The 17,715-nt window shown below is 60.8% G+C and carries 15 protein-coding genes; 8 read left to right on the top strand and 7 right to left on the bottom strand.

Going from position 1 to position 17,715, the window contains the following annotated elements:
* Positions 1–2 precede the first annotated feature (2 nt).
* The 6 genes from DFS28_RS21855 to DFS28_RS21830 are packed head-to-tail and all read right to left on the bottom strand — an operon-like array spanning position 3 to position 7,398.
* Positions 3–1,013 carry a chemotaxis response regulator protein-glutamate methylesterase gene (locus tag DFS28_RS21855; protein WP_111451401.1) on the bottom strand — a complete coding sequence of 337 codons (1,011 nt, stop codon included), beginning with the start codon at positions 1,011–1,013 and terminating at the stop codon, positions 3–5.
* Positions 1,010–3,295: a hybrid sensor histidine kinase/response regulator gene (locus DFS28_RS21850; RefSeq protein ID WP_111451400.1), complete on the bottom strand. Its 2,286-nt coding sequence runs from the start codon at positions 3,293–3,295 to the stop codon at positions 1,010–1,012. The genes DFS28_RS21855 and DFS28_RS21850 overlap by 4 nt, the downstream gene beginning before the upstream one ends.
* Positions 3,292–3,975 (bottom strand): chemotaxis protein CheW, encoded by a 684-nt coding sequence (locus DFS28_RS21845; protein WP_111451399.1) that lies wholly within the window; start codon positions 3,973–3,975, stop codon positions 3,292–3,294. Before DFS28_RS21845 ends, DFS28_RS21850 begins: the two co-directional genes overlap by 4 nt.
* On the bottom strand, positions 3,972–5,243 hold the full coding sequence (locus tag DFS28_RS21840; protein ID WP_111451398.1) for a CheR family methyltransferase: 1,272 nt from the start codon (positions 5,241–5,243) through the stop codon (positions 3,972–3,974). Before DFS28_RS21840 ends, DFS28_RS21845 begins: the two co-directional genes overlap by 4 nt.
* Positions 5,240–5,776: a chemotaxis protein CheW gene (locus tag DFS28_RS21835; protein WP_111451397.1), complete on the bottom strand. Its 537-nt coding sequence runs from the start codon at positions 5,774–5,776 to the stop codon at positions 5,240–5,242. Before DFS28_RS21835 ends, DFS28_RS21840 begins: the two co-directional genes overlap by 4 nt.
* A complete protein-coding gene (locus DFS28_RS21830; protein ID WP_111451396.1) occupies positions 5,776–7,398 on the bottom strand; it encodes a methyl-accepting chemotaxis protein in 1,623 nt (540 codons plus the stop codon). The genes DFS28_RS21835 and DFS28_RS21830 overlap by 1 nt, the downstream gene beginning before the upstream one ends.
* Before the next feature lie 347 nt (positions 7,399–7,745).
* Between DFS28_RS21830 and DFS28_RS21825 the strand changes: the two genes are divergently transcribed.
* Complete coding sequence (locus DFS28_RS21825) at positions 7,746–8,162, top strand: hypothetical protein (RefSeq protein WP_111451395.1); 417 nt, start codon at positions 7,746–7,748, stop codon at positions 8,160–8,162.
* A 117-nt stretch (positions 8,163–8,279) separates the two neighbouring features.
* On the opposite strand, the gene DFS28_RS21820 is transcribed toward DFS28_RS21825, so the two are convergent.
* A complete protein-coding gene (locus tag DFS28_RS21820; protein WP_111451394.1) occupies positions 8,280–9,011 on the bottom strand; it encodes a tellurite resistance TerB family protein in 732 nt (243 codons plus the stop codon).
* 187 nt (positions 9,012–9,198) lie between these two features.
* Here DFS28_RS21820 and DFS28_RS21815 point away from each other — a divergent pair, with 187 nt between their 5' ends.
* The 7 genes from DFS28_RS21815 to DFS28_RS21785 all read left to right on the top strand — a co-directional run bounded on the left by DFS28_RS21815 (position 9,199) and on the right by DFS28_RS21785 (position 17,618).
* The gene (locus tag DFS28_RS21815; protein ID WP_008151654.1) at positions 9,199–10,113 is read left to right on the top strand and encodes a LysR family transcriptional regulator; all 915 of its coding nucleotides are present in this window, start codon (positions 9,199–9,201) and stop codon (positions 10,111–10,113) included.
* A gap of 100 nt (positions 10,114–10,213) precedes the next feature.
* A complete protein-coding gene (locus tag DFS28_RS21810) occupies positions 10,214–11,701 on the top strand; it encodes a gamma-aminobutyraldehyde dehydrogenase (protein WP_111451393.1) in 1,488 nt (495 codons plus the stop codon).
* An 82-nt stretch (positions 11,702–11,783) separates the two neighbouring features.
* Entirely contained in the window at positions 11,784–12,935 is a 1,152-nt protein-coding gene (gene ydcS, locus DFS28_RS21805; RefSeq protein WP_111451392.1) for a putative ABC transporter substrate-binding protein YdcS, read from the top strand.
* A gap of 258 nt (positions 12,936–13,193) precedes the next feature.
* The gene (locus DFS28_RS21800) at positions 13,194–14,231 is read left to right on the top strand and encodes an ABC transporter ATP-binding protein (RefSeq protein WP_111451391.1); all 1,038 of its coding nucleotides are present in this window, start codon (positions 13,194–13,196) and stop codon (positions 14,229–14,231) included.
* 1 nt (position 14,232) lies between these two features.
* Positions 14,233–15,180, top strand: a complete 948-nt coding sequence (locus DFS28_RS21795; protein WP_111451390.1) for an ABC transporter permease — start codon at positions 14,233–14,235, stop codon at positions 15,178–15,180.
* Positions 15,170–16,012 (top strand): ABC transporter permease, encoded by an 843-nt coding sequence (locus tag DFS28_RS21790; protein WP_111451389.1) that lies wholly within the window; start codon positions 15,170–15,172, stop codon positions 16,010–16,012. The genes DFS28_RS21795 and DFS28_RS21790 overlap by 11 nt, the downstream gene beginning before the upstream one ends.
* A 181-nt stretch (positions 16,013–16,193) precedes the next feature.
* Positions 16,194–17,618 (top strand): gamma-aminobutyraldehyde dehydrogenase, encoded by a 1,425-nt coding sequence (locus DFS28_RS21785; protein WP_111451388.1) that lies wholly within the window; start codon positions 16,194–16,196, stop codon positions 17,616–17,618.
* Positions 17,619–17,715: the final 97 nt, after the last annotated feature.

Below are 17,715 nucleotides of genomic sequence, written 5' to 3'. Positions count from 1 at the left end.
GTTCATTTGGGGAAAATTTCCAGCAACCGTGGCGCTATCTTTTCCAGTGGGCGAATCTCCACAGCGGCGTCGATGGCCGCTGCCGCCTTCGGCATTCCGTACACCGCGCTGCTGTTCTGATCCTGAGCGATGGTCAGGTAGCCCTGTTGGCGCATGAGTTTAAGCCCCTGTGCGCCATCGCGTCCCATGCCGGTGAGCAAAACACCCACGGCATCGCCGTTCCAATAACTGGCCACGCTCTCGAAGAACACATCGATCGAGGGCCGGTAGATTTCGTTGACCGGTTCGGCGGTGTAGGCCAGCGTGCCGTTTTTCAACAAGCGAATATGGTGGTTGGTGCCCGCCAGCAACACCGAGCCGGCCTGCGGAGGCTCACCTTCCTGGGCCAGGCGCACATCCAGGCCGCTGGCGCTGCTGAGCCATTCGGCCATGCCGGCGGCGAACACCTGGTCCACGTGCTGCACCAGAACGATGGCGGCCGAAAAATCTCGCGGCAACCCCTTGAGCAATACTTCCAGCGCAGCCGGCCCACCGGCGGATGAGCCAATGGCGATCAAGCGCTGGCGCGAACCGGAACTGCGCAGCGGGCTCGGGGCGGCACGCTCGCGATTGCCACGGTCACCGATCAGCCAACCGATGTTCATGATCTTGCGCAGTAACGGGGCCGCTGCCTCTTGGGCATTGCCGGCACCGATGGCCGGCGTATCGACCACGTCCAGCGCCCCGTGGCCCATGGCCTCGAACACCCGATGCACGTTCTGCTCGCGGTCGACCGTAACGATGACAATCGCGCACGGCGTCTCGGCCATGATCCGCCGCGTTGCCTCCACGCCATCCATCACCGGCATGATCAAGTCCATCAGAATCAGATCCGGCGTATTTTCAGCGCAACGCTGCACCGCCTCGGCCCCATTACTGGCGACCCAGACCACCTCGTGCGCCGGCTCGAACGCCAAGGCGCGGCGTAGAGCCTCTACCGCCATGGGCATGTCATTGACGATCGCTATTTTCATACACGCGCTCCTCCAATGAGCTCAACCACCGCGTCAAGCAGGGCGTCGTCATGAAAACTGGCTTTGGCTAGATAATAGTCGGCTCCAGCGTCCAGTCCACGGCGACGGTCCTCTTCACGATCCTTGTAAGACACCACCATCACCGGCAGGGATTGCAGGCGATTGTCCCGACGCAATAACGACACCAGTTCGATGCCATCCATGCGTGGCATATCGATGTCGGTGATCAGCAGATCGAAATCCTCCGATCGCAAGGCGTTCCAGCCATCCATCCCGTCCACCGCCACTGCCACGTCGTAGCCGCGATTGAGTAGCAACTTGCGTTGCAGCTCACGTACGGTCAGCGAATCGTCGACCACCAGAATCCGTTTTCGAGCCGCTTCAACCGCCTGGTGGCCTTGGCGGGCAATACGCTCAAGACGCCCGGTATTGAGCAGTTTGTCCACCGAACGCAGCATGTCTTCGACGTCGACGATCAGCACCACCGAACCGTCGTCGAGCAAGGCCCCGGCGGAAATGTCCTGCACCTTGCCCAGACGCTCGTCCAGCGGCAAAACGACCAACGTCCGCTCGCCGATAAAACGCTCGACCGCCACGCCGTAAATCGCCTCGCGCTCGCGAATCACCACCACTTTGAGGGTTTGCTGACTGTTCTGGCCCGACGGACGCTGCAACAGCTGACTGGCCGCGACCAGCCCGACATGCCGGCCTTCGTGCCAGAAATGCTGACGGCCTTCGACCTGGACAATGTCCGCCTGCTCCAAATCGCACATCCGTTCGATGTGGGCCAGCGGGAAGGCATACGCCTCGTCACCGACCTCCACCACCAGACTGCGCACCACCGACAGAGTCAGCGGCACCTCGAGATGGAAACGACTGCCCTCGCCCGCCACCTGCTCCAGCACGACCGCGCCGCGCACCTGGCGGACCATGTGCTGGACCGCATCCAGTCCGACGCCGCGCCCGGAGACTTCGGTGACCGTGTCGCGCAGGCTGAAACCCGGTAGAAACAGGAAGGTCAGCAGCTCTTCTTCACTCAATTGCGCGGCGGTTTCGGCCGGGGACAACTGGCGCTCGATGATGCTGCGGCGGACCTTTTCCAGATCGACGCCATTGCCGTCATCGCTCAGTTCCAGCAGCAACAATCCGGCCTGATGGGAAGCGCGCAAACGGATCAGGCCTTCAGCGGGTTTACCCGCCAATAGCCGTTGCTCCGGGGATTCGATGCCGTGATCCACGGCATTGCGCAGCAGGTGGGTCAGCGGCGCTTCAAGCTTTTCCAACACGTCGCGGTCGACCTGGGTTTTCTCACCCTCGATCTCCAGCCGCACCTGTTTGCCGAGGCTGCGACCGAGGTCGCGGACCATGCGCTCTTGCCCGCTCAACACATCGGCAAACGGCCGCATGCGGCAGGCCAGCGCGGTGTCGTACAACACTTGCGCCCGTTGACTGGCCTGCCAGGCGAACTCATCCAGTTCGGCGTTCTTTTCCACCAGCAATTGCTGAGATTCAGCCAGTAGCCGACGAGCGTCTTCGAGGGCTTCTTGCGCTTCCAGACTCAAGGCATGTTCCTTGAGGTGGACGTTGAGGTTTTCCAGGGCCCGCAGGCCCTTGTTCTGCATACGCTTGAGGCGTTGCATAGTGGCCAGGTGCGGTTTGAGCCGCAGGGTTTCCACCAGGGATTTGCTCGACAGGTCAAGCAGGCTGTTCAGGCGTTCGGCCGTGACCCGCAGCACCCGCTCGCCGTTTTCGGTGGTGCGTTTAGTCTTGGGCGTTGGCTCGGCGGGCGCTGCCGGGGGGGCTTCGGTGGCGGCCGGCATGGGCGGCTCAACCTTGGGCGTCGGCGGTTCCAGCTGAAGTTCTGCCATCGGCGGCGCGATGGGGGTAGCCACCATGTGATCAAGCAGGCGTCCCATCAAGACGACGTAAGCTTCGATATCCGCAGGCGCCGGAGCGTTGTTCGGCGTCGCAATTCGCATCAGCAGATCGGTGCCTTGCAACAGTGCATCAATGTATTCGGGCCGAAGGTACAGGCGCCCTTCCTGGGCGCTGACCAGGTAATCTTCCATCACATGGGCGACGCTGACCCCGGCATCGACGCCGACAATCCGCGCCGCGCCCTTGAGCGAGTGGGCCGCGCGCATGCACGACTCGAGGTAATCGGCCTGGGTCGGATCGCGCTCGAGCGCCAGCAGGCCGGCGCTTAGCACCAAGGTCTGGGCCTCGGCTTCCAGACTGAACAGTTCCAGCAAAGAGGCGTCGCGCATTTGCTCGGGGGTCATGTGAGGCTCCGGGTTACGGCGGACAGCAGCTGTTCTTCATCCAGCCACCGCAGGCTGCGACCTTTGAATTGCAACACGCCACGGGTGTATTTGGCGCTGGCCTGCGTGCCGGAGCGGGACGCCGCCTCGAGGACGCGTTCGTCGATAGCGTGAATCCCGTCCACTTCATCCACCGGCACCACCACCGGTCCGCCGTGGGCAGCGATGATCAGCATCCTCGGCATGACCCGTGCGCCGGTCGCCACGCTGCTGGCGCCGTCGAGCGCCAGTAATTCCACCAGCGACAGGCACGCCACCAACGCGCCGCGCACATTCGCCACGCCGAGCAAGGCCCGGGAGCGTTGGTGCGGCAGGGAATGAATCGCTTGCAACGGCGCCACTTCCACCAGACTGCGAGTGGCCAGGGCCAGCCATTCTTCGCCCAGACGGAACATCAGCAGCGAACGGGTTTTCACCTCGCTCTCGACCGCCGTGGAGACTTGCCCGCGGTCTTCCTGTTGTAACGCGTAGCGGTCGAGCAAGCGCGTCGCCGCGGCCGAATACACCGCGCAATTGCGGCAATGAATGTGATCGCTCAGTAGCGGGCAGGACTTGTCGCCGTGGATACCGATGCGGTTCCAGCAGTCGTCGATGGCCTGGGCATCTTGATGGGTGAGGCTAAAAGTGTCGGCGGCGATCATCGGTTACGCTCACTGTCAGCGGCGCGCTCACTGCGGGCGGCGCGGTCCTGCAATCGTCTGGCTCCCGCCGTGTCGCCCAGGGATTGCAGCAACGCCGCCAGGTGCATCAACGCGTCGGGATGGTGCGGGTCGAGGTACAACGCCTTGCGATAAAAACCCTGAGCCTCAAGGACTCTGCCGGTGACATCGCTGAGCAAGCCCAGCCAGTAGAAGACTTGGGCCACGGGTTCATGACTGCGCAAATAGCTATCGCACGCGGCGCGGGCCTCGGCACTTTTGCCTTCGTTGGCCAGCGCGGCGATGTTCGCCAGCAGCGCGGCAGTGTCCGGGTTGGCGACTTTCGTCACGACAGGCAGCGGCGCCACCGTTGCGAAGGGTCGATTGCGAACGGGCGGCGGTGTCACGCTGCGCACCGGTTGGTGCACGGGCAGAGGCGTCGGAACGAACGTCGCAATGGGCGCAGGCTCTGGTGCGCTCTGACGACTGAACGCAAAGGACTGCGGGATGCCGATCGAACGCATGCCGAAACGGCCGAGCAAACTGCCCTCGGCCGGGCCGATAAACAGCACGCCATCCACATGGGTCAAACGCTTGAGCACTTCGAACACTTGCTGCTGGGTCGGCTGATCGAAATAGATCAGCAGGTTGCGGCAAAACACAAAGTCATACGGCGGCTCGTTGGCCAACAATGTCGGATCCAGCAGATTGCCGACCTGCAGACGCACTTGTTCGAGCACTCGCCCGCTGAGGCGATAGCCCTCGCCTTCGGCGGCGAAATGCCGGTCGCGAAAGGCGATGTCCTGACCCCGAAACGAATTCTTGCCGTACAGCGCGCGCCGGGCTTTTTCCACCGACAACGGGCTGACGTCCATGCCTTCGACCTTGAACTGGTGCGGCTGTAACCCGGCATCGAGCAACGCCATGGCGATGGAATACGGTTCTTCACCGGTGGAACACGGCAGGCTGAGAATCCGCAGTGCGCGCATGTTGTTGATGTCGTTCAGGCGCTTGGTGGCCAGTTTCGCCAACGTGGCGAAGGATTCCGGGTAACGGAAAAACCAGGTCTCGGGGACAATCACCGCTTCGATCAACGCCTGCTGCTCGTCCTGCGAACCCTGCAAGGTGTGCCAGTACTCATCGGTCGTCAGCGCGTTGGATGCCGTGCTGCGCTGGCGCACCGCACGCTCGATGATCGCCGGGCCCACCGAGGTCACGTCGAGACCGATGCGCTCTTTGAGAAAATCGAAAAACCGTTGATCACTGCTCATGGCCGCTCCTCAAACAGCGCCAGGTCCAACGGCTGCGACGGAAACAGCAGCGCGCGAACCTGATCGTCGAGCAAGTCGGCAACCCGCACCCATTGCAGCAAACCCTGGGCGTCTTCACGCACCGGCCCAAGGTACGGCGCCTGACGATTGTCCAGGCCATAGGGCTGAAAATCCGCCGGGTTGCAGCGCAAGGTATCGGTGGCCTGTTCCAGAATCAGCCCGAGCAATTGCGCCTCAGCGAACTCATCCGGACGGTAATTGACCAGTACCAGGCGGGTGCTGGTGCGGGTCTGCGCCGGCTGGCCGAACGTCAGCGCACTGAGGTCGATCACCGGCACCACCGCGCCGCGGTAGGCGAATACCCCGGCCACCCATTCCGGCGCCCGGGGAATCGGTTTCAACGGCAGACGCGGCAGCACTTCCGCCACCTCGATGGCCTGCAGGGCATAGCGCTCGTTACCGATGCGGAACACCAGAAACAATGATTGCAGCGCCGGCTTCACGGCGGTGCGTTTGGCCGTGGGTTCGCTCATCAGACTTTGAATCGCGAAACGCCACCACGCAGCCCTACGGCCACCTGGCTCAATTCGTCGATGGCGAAACTGGCCTGGCGCAGGGACTCGACGGTCTGGCTGCTGGCATCGCCCAACTGCACCAGCGCGTGGTTGATCTGTTCGGCGCCGGTGGCCTGGGCCTGCATGCCTTCGTTGACCATCAACACCCGCGGCGCCAATGCCTGAACCTGATGGATGATCTGCGACAACTGCTCGCCGACCTGCTGCACTTCGGACATACCACGGCGCACTTCTTCAGAGAACTTGTCCATGCCCATCACCCCGGCCGACACCGCCGACTGGATCTCGCGCACCATCTGCTCGATGTCGTACGTGGCAACGGCGGTCTGGTCCGCCAGACGCCGCACTTCGGTGGCGACCACGGCAAACCCGCGGCCGTATTCACCGGCCTTTTCGGCCTCAATCGCCGCGTTGAGCGACAGCAGATTGGTCTGGTCGGCGACCTTGACGATGGTCACGACCACCTGATTGATGTTGCCGGCCTTCTCATTGAGGATCGCCAGTTTGGCGTTGACCAGATCGGCCGCACCCATCACCGAGTGCATGGTCTCTTCCATCCGCGCCAGGCCTTGCTGCCCGGAACCGGCGAGCACCGAGGCCTGATCGGCGGCGGTGGAGACTTCGGTCATCGTGCGCACCAGATCCCGCGAAGTGGCCGCAATCTCACGGGACGTCGCGCCAATTTCGGTGGTAGTGGCGGCGGTTTCGGTGGCGGTCGCTTGCTGTTGCTTGGAGGTGGCAGCGATCTCGGTCACCGAGGTGGTGACCTGCACCGAGGAGCGCTGGGCCTGGGACACCAGGGATGTCAGCTCGGTCATCATGTCGTTGAAGCCGGTTTCCACGGCGCCGAACTCATCTTTACGATCAAGGTTCAGGCGACTGCTGAGATCGCCAGTACGCATTATTTCGAGGATCTGCACAATGCGGTTCATCGGCGCCATGATTGCGCGCATCAACAAAAGACCACAGAGGCCGGCGACCAGGACCGCGACCAGCAGGGAAATGCCCATGATGACTTTCGCGGTGTCCACAGCGTCATCGATGTTCGCGATTTCCTGGTCGGCCACCGCTTTGTTTTCGCGAATGATGTCATTGAGCTTCATGCGACCTGCGGTCCAGGCCGGAGTCAGTTGCTCGTTGAACATCTTGATGGCTTCAGTTTCCTGATTGCGCTTATGCAAATCGACCACGGCCGCCAGGACCTTGTTGTAATCACCATGGAGTTTTTCAAAAGCGGCGAACTCAACCTTGTCTTCGTCCGTGGTGATCGTGCCTTGGTAGTTAGTCATCTGCTCTTGCAGACGCACCTCGAAGTTTTTGAAGTTTTCGGCCTCTTCAGCGCTGAAGCCCTGCCCCTCTTTGAAGCCCAGCATTTCCTGGGTCCGCAGGTAAGTGTCGACCCAGGCACTGCGTACCATCGAGCTGTAATACAACCCGGGCAGTGCGTCTTCACGAACGCTGGCTTCGCTGGTTTCGATCTTCAACAGCCGCGAATACGACACGACGACCATCAGCAGCATGATGGCGATAATCACCGCAAAGCTCGCCAAGATGCGTTGGCGCAACGTCCAGTTCTTCACAGTCAGTCCTCGAGGGGCGGTTGAAATGTTGCGGAGTATAGCTGAGGGTGTTTCATTTATAAGACGGTGGGATGAGTTCTGGGAGACTTTGCGCCAGATCGGGAGCCAGGTACCCGTGATGAATCGGAAGAAAACGGGCCATTGGACTCTGTAGCACTGTTGAAAAAATGCCCTGGTCAGAGCGCAACCCGAAGCTCCATGAGCCGATTTTAGGTGACTCATCTTGGTTTTATATAAAAACCATTCAATCGATTCCAAGATACGATAAAAAACTGTCATTTATGTCAGTAGCACTTTAAGCCCGAACTTCCGGAAACTCGAGTTTCAAAACTTGAAAGGAATTCGTCATGCCTGCTCTTTCTTATGCCGATGTTGTAAAAGATCTAAAAGCCTCCACAGGCACAATAAATGTCATGCAAGACTCAAAAGAAATATTCAAAAGTGAAAGGGTCTACTACGGACTTCACGGGAGTACGAGATTCATCATCGGATACGAAGGCCAATACAGGCAGGTAGCGCTTTGTGCCCCGAAGGATCTGGAAGATGGCCTCCATACCGTGGTCTATCCAGAGGACTTCGCCCAGCTCCCTGATTCCCTGAAATGGACCGTGGACGTAAATGGCGTCAATCGGGAAATTGAGAAAGGCACGCTAACTGTTACCTTCGGACTGGAAGGTGAATCCGCCGAAGGCAGTTACCACGTTACATTAAAGGGAAGTAGGGAGGAGGTCGGCGGAAATTTTAAAATGTCCAATCCTTGGTAACACTATCCCTCATCGGGGATGACAGCATTAGTTGCCTTTTTAAGCCCAATCTGAAACTAAACAAACCCCATCAGTGATACAGGAAAGCACTGATGGGATTTGTTGTAAGCGACCCGATCAGGCGACCGATAACGACGCCTGCCTGACTTGCTTCTCCAACTCAGCCTTCAACCCCGGCTCAAGCTTCAACTGACGCGCCAGTTCATCCAGGTAGGACTTCTCCATGAAGCTCTCCTCATCCACCAGCATCACGCTGGCGATGTACATCTCGGCAGCCATTTCCGGCGTACTCGCGGCGCGGGCGACGTCGGCCGGGTCCAGCGGTTTGTTCAGTTCGGCGTGCAGCCAGTGCTGCAACTCCTGATCGTTATCAAGCTTGGTGAATTCACCTTCAATCAGCGCACGTTCCCGCTCATCGACATGGCCATCAGCTTTAGCGGCTGCCACTAATGCTTTGAGAATCGCCTGACTGTGCTGTTCAACTTGCGCCACCGGTAAGCGGTCGATGGTTTGCGGTTCAGTCTTCGCCGCGGTGCCCTGCTGGGCCTGCCAGTTGCCATAGGCCTTGTAGGCAATCACGCCCAACGCAGCCAGGCCGCCATAAGTCAGGACCTTGCCGCCAACACTGCGCCCTTTCTTGCTGCCCAGCAGCAACCCCATGGCCCCCGCTGCCAACGCACCGCCCCCCGCGCCCGACAGCAAACTGCCGAGGCCACCCGAACCACCGCTGCCGCCGAGCAATCCGCCCAAACCACCGCCGGAGGTCTTGTTTTGTGAGCCGCCGGCCTTGTTCTGCAACATGTCCTGACCGGACTTGAGTAGCTGATCGAGCAATCCACGCGTGTTCATTTGCCGCCTCCAAAAAAGGGGTTAACCGGACCAATAAGGCCACCAGCCTAGATCGAAAGTGCCCGGCATTCGGGGGCGAGAGTGCTTCGAGATGTTGCGCAGCGCCGCTCAGCCGACCGCAACCCTTCAGAAAAATGGATATACACTCAAACAAATCTATAAAAACCGCCCACCGGGTACTTTCTCCATGATGACCTTGCGTCAGATCCGTCACTTCATCGCCGTGGCCGAGACCGGCTCGATCTCCGCCGCCGCGCAAACCGCGTTCATTTCTCAGTCCACCTTGACCCTGGCCATCCAGCAACTGGAACAGGAAATCGGCGTCGGCTTGTTCAACCGCCACGCCAAGGGCATGACGCTGACCCACCAGGGCCACCAATTCCTACGCCAGGCGCATCTGATTCTGGCGACGGTGGACAACGCCAAACGCAGCCTGCAGCAGAGTACCGACCAAGTCGCCGGGCAGTTGATCATCGGTGTGACCAGCCTGGTGGCCGGTTATTACCTCGCAGACTTGCTCACCCGTTTCCAGCGCGCCTACCCCAACGTCGAGATCCGGGTGATGGAGGACGAGCGCCCTTACATCGAGCATTTGCTGGTCAGCGGCGAGATCGATGTTGGCGTGCTGATCCTCTCCAACCTCGAAGACCGCCACGCCTTGCAGACCGAAGTGCTGACCCACTCGCCCCATCGGTTATGGCTGCCAGCCCAGCATCCGCTGCTGGAACACGACAGCATCAACCTCGCCGACGTAGCCCGTGAGCCGTTGATTCAGCTGAACGTCGATGAAATGGACCGCAACGCCCAGCGCATGTGGACAGCGGCCTCCCTACAACCGCGCATCACCTTGAGAACAGCGTCGACGGAAGCGGTGCGAAGCCTCGTGGCCGCAGGATTGGGCGTGTCGATCCAGCCCGACATGACTTATCGCCCATGGTCACTGGAGGGCGACATCATCGAAGCGCGCCCGATTGCCGACCTGAGCCAGACCCTCGACGTCGGCCTGGCCTGGCGTCGGGGCACCGCGCGCCCAGCGCTGGTGGACCCATTTCTGACCGTCGCCCGCGAGCAGCCCCACGGCGGGCGCAAGCCATCTATTTAATCGAACGCCACCTTCAGTATTTAGTATTTGTCGACCTCGGGTGCGGCGCCTAGTCTTGGTACATCTATAAGACGGCCGCGCCCCAGTTACAGGGAGCAGCATGGCCACACAAGAAAAGAGAACCCGAAAAATGGCTGGCGCACAGACCCCGTTGTTCACCGCGTTGTTGATCGATGGCGAATTGGTTGCGGGCCAGGGGTTTGTCGAACCGATCCTCAACCCGGCCACCGGGGAAGTGCTGACGCACATCGCCGAAGCCAGTACCGAGCAAGTCGAAGCCGCGATCCTCGGCGCCCACCGCGCCTTCGCCGGTTGGTCGCGGACCACGCCGCAACAACGCTCGAACCTGTTGCTGGACATCGCCAACGCCATCGAAAAACAAGCCGACCTCCTCGCCCGCCTCGAATCCCTGAACTGTGGCAAACCGTTGCACCTGGCGCGTCAGGATGACTTGAGCGCCACGGTCGATGTGTTCCGCTTCTTTGCCGGCGCCGTGCGTTGCCAGACTGGCCAGCTCAGCGGCGAATACCTGCCGGGCTACACCAGCATGGTTCGCCGCGATCCGATTGGTGTGGTGGCCTCGATTGCGCCGTGGAACTACCCGATCATGATGGCCGCGTGGAAAATCGCCCCGGCCCTGGCCGCCGGCAACACGCTGGTGTTCAAGCCGTCCGAACACACGCCGCTGTCGATTCTGGCCCTGGCGCCCGCGCTGGCCGAGATTCTGCCGCGCGGTGTGATCAACATCATTTGCGGTGGCGGTGAAGGCGTCGGCAGCCACTTGGTCAGTCACCCTAAAGTGCGCATGGTGTCATTGACTGGCGATATCGTCACCGGGCAAAAAATCCTGCAAGCCGCGGCGAAAACCCTGAAACGCACTCACCTCGAACTCGGTGGCAAGGCCCCGGTGATCGTCTGCAACGATGCGGACATTCAAGCCGTGGTCGAAGGCGTGCGCACTTATGGCTACTACAACGCCGGCCAGGATTGCACCGCGGCCTGCCGGATTTATGCACAGGCCGGGATTCATGATCGCTTGGTGGCCGAACTCGGCGCAGCGGTCAGCAGCCTGCGGTTTGCCGGCAAGCGCGACGCCGACAACGAGATCGGCCCGCTGATCAGCACCCGTCAGCGTGACCGCGTGGCCAGTTTCGTCGAGCGCGCCCTCGGCCAGCCACACATCGAACGAGTGACCGGCGCGGCAGTGCATTCCGGTGCCGGCTTCTATTACCAGCCAACCTTGCTGGCCGGTTGCAAGCAGACCGATGAGATCGTCCAGCGCGAAGTGTTCGGGCCGGTGGTCACCGTGACCCGTTTCGATCAGCTCGAACAAGCCGTGGACTGGGCCAACGACTCGGAATACGGCCTCGCCTCCTCGGTCTGGACCCAGAACCTGGACAAGGCGATGCAGGTCGCGGCGCGCTTGCAGTACGGCTGCACCTGGATCAACAGCCATTTCATGCTGGTCAGCGAAATGCCCCACGGTGGCCTGAAGCGTTCGGGCTACGGCAAAGACTTATCCAGCGATTCGCTCCAGGACTACAGCGTGGTGCGGCACATCATGGCCCGCCACGGCCAGCATCTCTGACTACGCTTATAACAAGCCGCTAACGGCCTGCTTCACCACGTTCAAAACTGCCCCGACCATAATTAAAGAAGAGGGAAACCCCATGTTCGTGCACAAGACCGCACTGCTCAGTGCAATCACCACCGCGCTGCTGGCCAGTGCCAGTATCCAGGCCGCCGAACCGCTGAAAGCCGTCGGTGCCGGCGAAGGTCAGCTGGATATTGTGGCCTGGCCTGGCTACATCGAACGTGGCGAAAGCGACAAGGCCTACGACTGGGTCACCGGCTTCGAAAAGGAAACCGGCTGCAAGATCAACGTCAAGACTGCCGCCACTTCCGATGAAATGGTCAGCCTGATGTCCAAGGGTGGTTACGACCTGGTGACGGCATCCGGCGACGCCTCCCTGCGGTTGATCGCCGGCAAGCGTGTGCAGCCGATCAACACGGCGTTGATCCCGAACTGGAAGAACATCGACCCTCGGCTCAAGGATGGCCCGTGGTACGTCGTCAATAAGCAAACCTATGGCACCCCGTACCAATGGGGCCCGAACGTGTTGATGTACAACACCAATATCTTCAAAACGGCGCCGGACAGCTGGAGCGTGGTGTTCGAAGAGCAAACCCTGCCGGACGGCAAGTCCAACAAGGGCCGGGTCCAGGCCTACGACGGCCCGATCTACATCGCCGATGCGGCGCTTTATCTCAAATCGAAACAGCCGGAACTGGGCATCAAAGACCCGTACCAGCTCAACGAAGCGCAATACAAAGCGGCGCTGGATCTGCTTCGCAAGCAACAGCCCTTGATCCACCGCTACTGGCATGACGCAACGGTCCAGATGAGCGACGTCAAAAACGAAGGCGTCGCGGCGTCCAGCACCTGGGGCTACATGGTCAACGGCCTGGTGGCGGACAAGCAGCCGGTTGCCTCGGTCATTCCAAAAGAAGGTGCAACGGGTTGGGCCGACACCACCATGTTGCACGCCGAAGCCAAGCACCCGAATTGCGCCTACAAGTGGATGGACTGGTCGCTGCAACCGAAAGTCCAGGGTGACCTGGCGGCCTGGTTCGGTTCGCTGCCGTCGGTTCCGGCGGGGTGCAAGGAGAGCGAATTGCTCGGCGCCGAGGGTTGCAAAACCAACGGTTACGATCAATTCGACAATTTGGCCTTCTGGAAAACCCCGCAGGCTGAAGGCGGCAAGTTCGTGCCGTACAGCCGCTGGACCCAGGATTACATCGCGATCATGGGTGGCCGTTAAGTTCTCAAGCACGACACAGTCAGCTCCCTTTCCCCCCTCTCCCCCGTGGGGAGAGGGCTGGGGTGAGGGGTGGTTTTTGACTCCGCCTCGACTCTTGGGAATGACCGACACCGCGGCCCTCACCCCCCGCCCTCTCCCGGAGGGAGAGGGAGCTAAAAGCGGGCCGCGCTCATTCGACCGTGACATCGCAACGATTCAGATTTTCAGAAGTCCAGGCAAGGCCGCTGCGAGACCCTCGCCTTTTTGGAGCACCGCACCATGACGCTTGCAGTCCAGTTCACCAACGTTTCCCGTCAGTTCGGCGAAGTGAAGGCCGTTGACCGGGTTTCCATCGATATCCAGGACGGCGAGTTCTTTTCCATGCTGGGCCCTTCCGGCTCGGGCAAAACCACCTGTCTGCGCCTGATCGCCGGTTTCGAACAACCGAGCGCTGGCTCTATCCGCATTCACGGTTTAGAGGCCGCCGGGCTGCCGCCGTATCAGCGTGACGTGAACACCGTGTTCCAGGATTACGCGTTGTTTCCGCACATGAACGTACTCGACAACGTCGCCTACGGTTTGAAAGTCAAAGGCGTCGGCAAAACCGAACGCCAGAAACGCGCCGAAGAAGCCCTCGACATGGTCGCCCTCGGCGGCTACGGCGAGCGCAAACCGGTGCAACTGTCCGGCGGCCAACGCCAGCGTGTGGCCCTGGCCCGCGCCCTGGTCAATCGTCCGCGCGTGCTGCTGCTCGATGAACCGTTGGGCGCGCTCGATTTAAAACTGCGCGAGCAAATGCAGGGTGAACTGAAGAAGCTGCAACGCCAACTCGGCATCACCTTCATCTTCGTCACCCACGACCAGACCGAAGCCCTGTCGATGTCAGATCGCGTGGCGGTGTTCAACAAAGGGCGCATCGAGCAGGTCGATACCCCGCGCAACCTCTACATGAAACCGGCTACAACCTTTGTCGCCGAATTCGTCGGCACCTCCAACGTGATTCGCGGTGACCTGGCGAAACAATTGAGCGGCAATCCACAGCCGTTTTCGATTCGCCCGGAACACGTGCGTTTTGCTGAAGGACCGTTGGCCAGTCATGAAATCGAAGTCAGCGGTTTGCTCCATGACATTCAGTACCAGGGCAGCGCCACCCGCTATGAACTGAAACTGGAAAACGGCCAGACCCTGAACATCAGCCAGGCCAACGTCCAGTGGCTCGACGTCAGCGCGCAACATCAGACCGGACAACGCATCAGCGCGCGCTGGGCACGGGAAGCGATGATCCCGCTGCACGACAATGTTATCGGCGGGGTGTGAGATGAACAGCGTGGCGCTCCCTCAAACCCCGGCCGGCGGCTCGCCGTTGCGCAGGTTTTCCAACCTGCTGTATCGCCGGCCGAACTTTTACCTGTCGCTGTTGCTGGTGCCGCCGCTGCTGTGGTTTGGCGCGATCTACCTCGGTTCGCTGCTGGTTCTGCTGTGGCAAGGCTTCTACACCTTCGATGACTTCACCATGGCGGTCACGCCCGACCTGACCCTGGCGAACTTCGCGGCCCTGTTCCAGCCGTCGAACTTCGACATCATCCTGCGCACCTTGAGCATGGCCGTCGTCGTGTCGATCGCCAGCGCCATCGTCGCGTTCCCGATCGCCTACTACATGGCGCGCTACACCACCGGCAAAACCAAGGCGTTTTTCTACATCGCGGTGATGATGCCGATGTGGGCCAGTTATATCGTCAAGGCGTATGCCTGGACCTTGCTGCTGGCCAAGGGCGGCGTGGCGCAATGGTTCGTTCAACACCTGGGTCTTGAGCCGGTTCTGCAATTCGTTTTGGGCATTCCGGGCGTCGGCGGCAGCACCTTGTCGACCTCGCACCTGGGCCGGTTCATGGTGTTCGTCTACATCTGGCTGCCGTTCATGATCCTGCCGATTCAGGCCTCGCTGGAACGTCTGCCGCCGTCCTTGCTGCAAGCCTCGGCCGACCTTGGCGCCACGCCGCGCCAGACCTTTATGCAAGTGACTTTGCCGCTGTCGATTCCGGGCATCGCGGCCGGCTCGATCTTCACCTTTTCGCTGACCCTGGGTGACTTCATCGTGCCGCAACTGGTAGGCCCGCCGGGCTACTTCGTCGGCAGTATGGTGTACGCCCAGCAAGGCGCGATCGGCAACATGCCGATGGCCGCGGCCTTCACGCTGGTGCCGATTGTGTTGATCGCCATTTACCTGACTATCGTGAAACGACTGGGGGCCTTCGATGCGCTCTGATGCAAAAAAACCAGCGCCGGAAACCCACGGGGAGAAAGCCTCGCTCGGCCTGCGCATCGCCGCCTGGGGCGGGTTGCTGTTTCTGCACTTTCCGATCCTGATCATCTTCCTGTACGCCTTCAACACCGAAGACGCGGCGTTCAGTTTTCCGCCTAAAGGCTTCACGTTGAAGTGGATCGGCGTGGCGTTCTTGCGTCCCGACGTGCTGGAAGCGATCAAGCTGTCGCTGCAAATTGCCTCCGTCGCGACGTTGATTGCACTGGTCCTCGGCACGCTGGCCTCGGCGGCGTTGTACCGCCGGGATTTCTTCGGCAAGCAAGGCATTTCGCTGATGCTGATCCTGCCGATTGCCTTGCCGGGGATCATCACCGGGATCGCGTTGCTGGCGACCTTCAAGACGCTGGGGATCGAGCCGGGGATGTTTACCATCATCGTCGGCCACGCGACCTTCTGTGTGGTGATCGTCTACAACAACGTCATCGCCCGCTTGCGTCGCACTTCTCACAGTTTGATCGAGGCTTCGATGGACCTCGGCGCCGACGGCTGGCAGACCTTTCGCTACATCGTCCTGCCGAACCTCGGCTCGGCGTTGCTGGCCGGCGGCATGTTGGCGTTTGCCCTGTCGTTCGACGAAATCATCGTCACCACCTTCACCGCTGGCCATGAACGCACCCTGCCACTGTGGCTGCTTAACCAGCTCAGCCGCCCACGGGACGTGCCAGTGACCAACGTCGTCGCAATGCTGGTGATGATGGTGACGATGCTGCCAATCCTCGGCGCCTATTACCTGACCCGTGGCGGCGAAAGCGTTGCGGGCAGTGGCGGTAAATAACGGACAACGACTAACCCTCTGTTGGAACGGAGATCTAATGTGGGAGCGGGCTTGCTCGCGAAGGCGGTGGGTCAACCAACATCATTGTTGAATGTGATGGCCCCTTCGCGAGCAAGCCCGCTCCCACATTAGATCTCCGTTCCAACAGAGGAAATACAATTGCTTCGAAGAGGACAAAGCCATGCAAACCAAACTCTTGATCAATGGCCAACTGATCGACGGCGAAGGCCCCGCCCAAGCGGTGTTCAACCCGGCCCTCGGTCGTGTGTTGGTCGAAATCAACGAAGCCAGTGAAGCCCAGGTCGATGCCGCCGTGCGGGCCGCCGACAGCGCCTTCGAAGGCTGGTCGCAAACCACGCCGAAAGAACGTTCGCTGCTGCTGCTCAAACTCGCCGACGCCATTGAAGCCCACGGCGAAGAGCTGGCCAAACTGGAGTCCGACAACTGCGGCAAGCCTTACAGTGCTGCACTGAACGACGAGATCCCGGCGATTGCCGACGTGTTCCGTTTCTTCGCCGGCGCCAGCCGTTGCATGAGCGGTTCGGCGGGCGGTGAATACCTGCACGGCCACACCTCGATGATCCGCCGCGACCCGGTCGGCGTGATCGCGTCCATCGCACCGTGGAACTACCCGCTGATGATGGTCGCCTGGAAAATCGCCCCGGCCCTCGCCGCGGGTAATACCGTGGTGCTCAAGCCGTCGGAACAAACCCCGCTGACCGCGCTGCGTCTGGCGGAACTGGCGTCGGAGATTTTCCCGGCCGGCGTGCTGAACCTGGTGTTCGGTCGTGGTCCTACGGTTGGTCATCCACTGGTCACACACCCGAAAGTGCGCATGGTCTCGCTGACCGGTTCGATCGCCACCGGTTCGAACATCATTTCCAGCACCGCCGACAGCGTCAAACGCATGCACATGGAACTGGGCGGCAAGGCCCCGGTGATCATCTTCGACGACGCCGACATCGACGCCGCCGTGGAAGGCATTCGCACCTTCGGTTTCTACAACGCCGGCCAGGACTGCACCGCCGCCTGCCGTATCTACGCGCAGGAAGGCATCTACGACAAATTCGTCGAGAAGCTCGGCGAAGCGGTCAGCAGCATCAAGTACGGTGTGCAGGACGATCCGTCGACCGAACTGGGCCCATTGATCACCGCCCAACATCGTGACCGCGTGGCCGGTTTTGTCGAGCGTGCCTTGGCGCAGCCGCATATCCGATTGATCACCGGCGGCAAGGCTGTCGAGGGCAATGGCTTCTTCTTCGAACCGACGGTGTTGGCCGACGCGCAACAGGACGATGAAATCGTCCGTCGTGAAGTGTTCGGGCCGGTGGTGTCGGTGACCAAATTCACCGATGAAGCGCAGGTGCTGGGCTGGGCCAACGATTCGAACTACGGCCTGGCGTCGTCGGTCTGGACCTCGGACGTCGGCCGTGCGCATCGCCTGTCTGCGCGTTTGCAGTACGGCTGCACCTGGGTGAATACACACTTCATGCTGGTCAGCGAAATGCCGCACGGCGGTCAGAAACTGTCCGGTTATGGCAAGGACATGTCCATGTACGGGCTGGAGGACTACACCGTCGTTCGGCATGTGATGTTCAAGCACTAAAAGCATCGCGAGCAGGCTCGCTCCCACATTTGCTCGCATTCCCTTGTGGGAGCGAGCCTGCTCGCGATGGCCTCACCGCAACACAAAACAATAACCA

Origin of the sequence: Pseudomonas sp. 478 (assembly GCF_003254125.1) — a bacterium.
Classification (GTDB): Bacteria; Pseudomonadota; Gammaproteobacteria; order Pseudomonadales; family Pseudomonadaceae; genus Aquipseudomonas.
The sequence above is the reverse complement of the archived record's forward strand: the minus strand, read 5'-3'. Positions and strand labels throughout refer to the sequence as shown.

Excerpts from the sequence above, each read along its gene's own strand:
- DFS28_RS21795 (WP_111451390.1), top strand. The coding sequence starts at position 14,233 with ATGAACAGCGTGGCGCTCCCTCAAACCCCGGCCGGCGGCTCGCCGTTG.
- DFS28_RS21785 (WP_111451388.1), top strand. The coding sequence starts at position 16,194 with ATGCAAACCAAACTCTTGATCAATGGCCAACTGATCGACGGCGAAGGC.
- DFS28_RS21855 (WP_111451401.1), bottom strand. The coding sequence starts at position 1,013 with ATGAAAATAGCGATCGTCAATGACATGCCCATGGCGGTAGAGGCTCTA.
- DFS28_RS21820 (WP_111451394.1), bottom strand. The coding sequence starts at position 9,011 with ATGAACACGCGTGGATTGCTCGATCAGCTACTCAAGTCCGGTCAGGAC.
- DFS28_RS21790 (WP_111451389.1), top strand. The coding sequence starts at position 15,170 with ATGCGCTCTGATGCAAAAAAACCAGCGCCGGAAACCCACGGGGAGAAA.
- DFS28_RS21850 (WP_111451400.1), bottom strand. The coding sequence starts at position 3,295 with ATGACCCCCGAGCAAATGCGCGACGCCTCTTTGCTGGAACTGTTCAGT.
- DFS28_RS21845 (WP_111451399.1), bottom strand. The coding sequence starts at position 3,975 with ATGATCGCCGCCGACACTTTTAGCCTCACCCATCAAGATGCCCAGGCC.
- DFS28_RS21810 (WP_111451393.1), top strand. The coding sequence starts at position 10,214 with ATGGCCACACAAGAAAAGAGAACCCGAAAAATGGCTGGCGCACAGACC.
- ydcS (WP_111451392.1), top strand. The coding sequence starts at position 11,784 with ATGTTCGTGCACAAGACCGCACTGCTCAGTGCAATCACCACCGCGCTG.
- DFS28_RS21825 (WP_111451395.1), top strand. The coding sequence starts at position 7,746 with ATGCCTGCTCTTTCTTATGCCGATGTTGTAAAAGATCTAAAAGCCTCC.
- DFS28_RS21800 (WP_111451391.1), top strand. The coding sequence starts at position 13,194 with ATGACGCTTGCAGTCCAGTTCACCAACGTTTCCCGTCAGTTCGGCGAA.
- DFS28_RS21840 (WP_111451398.1), bottom strand. The coding sequence starts at position 5,243 with ATGAGCAGTGATCAACGGTTTTTCGATTTTCTCAAAGAGCGCATCGGT.
- DFS28_RS21815 (WP_008151654.1), top strand. The coding sequence starts at position 9,199 with ATGATGACCTTGCGTCAGATCCGTCACTTCATCGCCGTGGCCGAGACC.
- DFS28_RS21835 (WP_111451397.1), bottom strand. The coding sequence starts at position 5,776 with ATGAGCGAACCCACGGCCAAACGCACCGCCGTGAAGCCGGCGCTGCAA.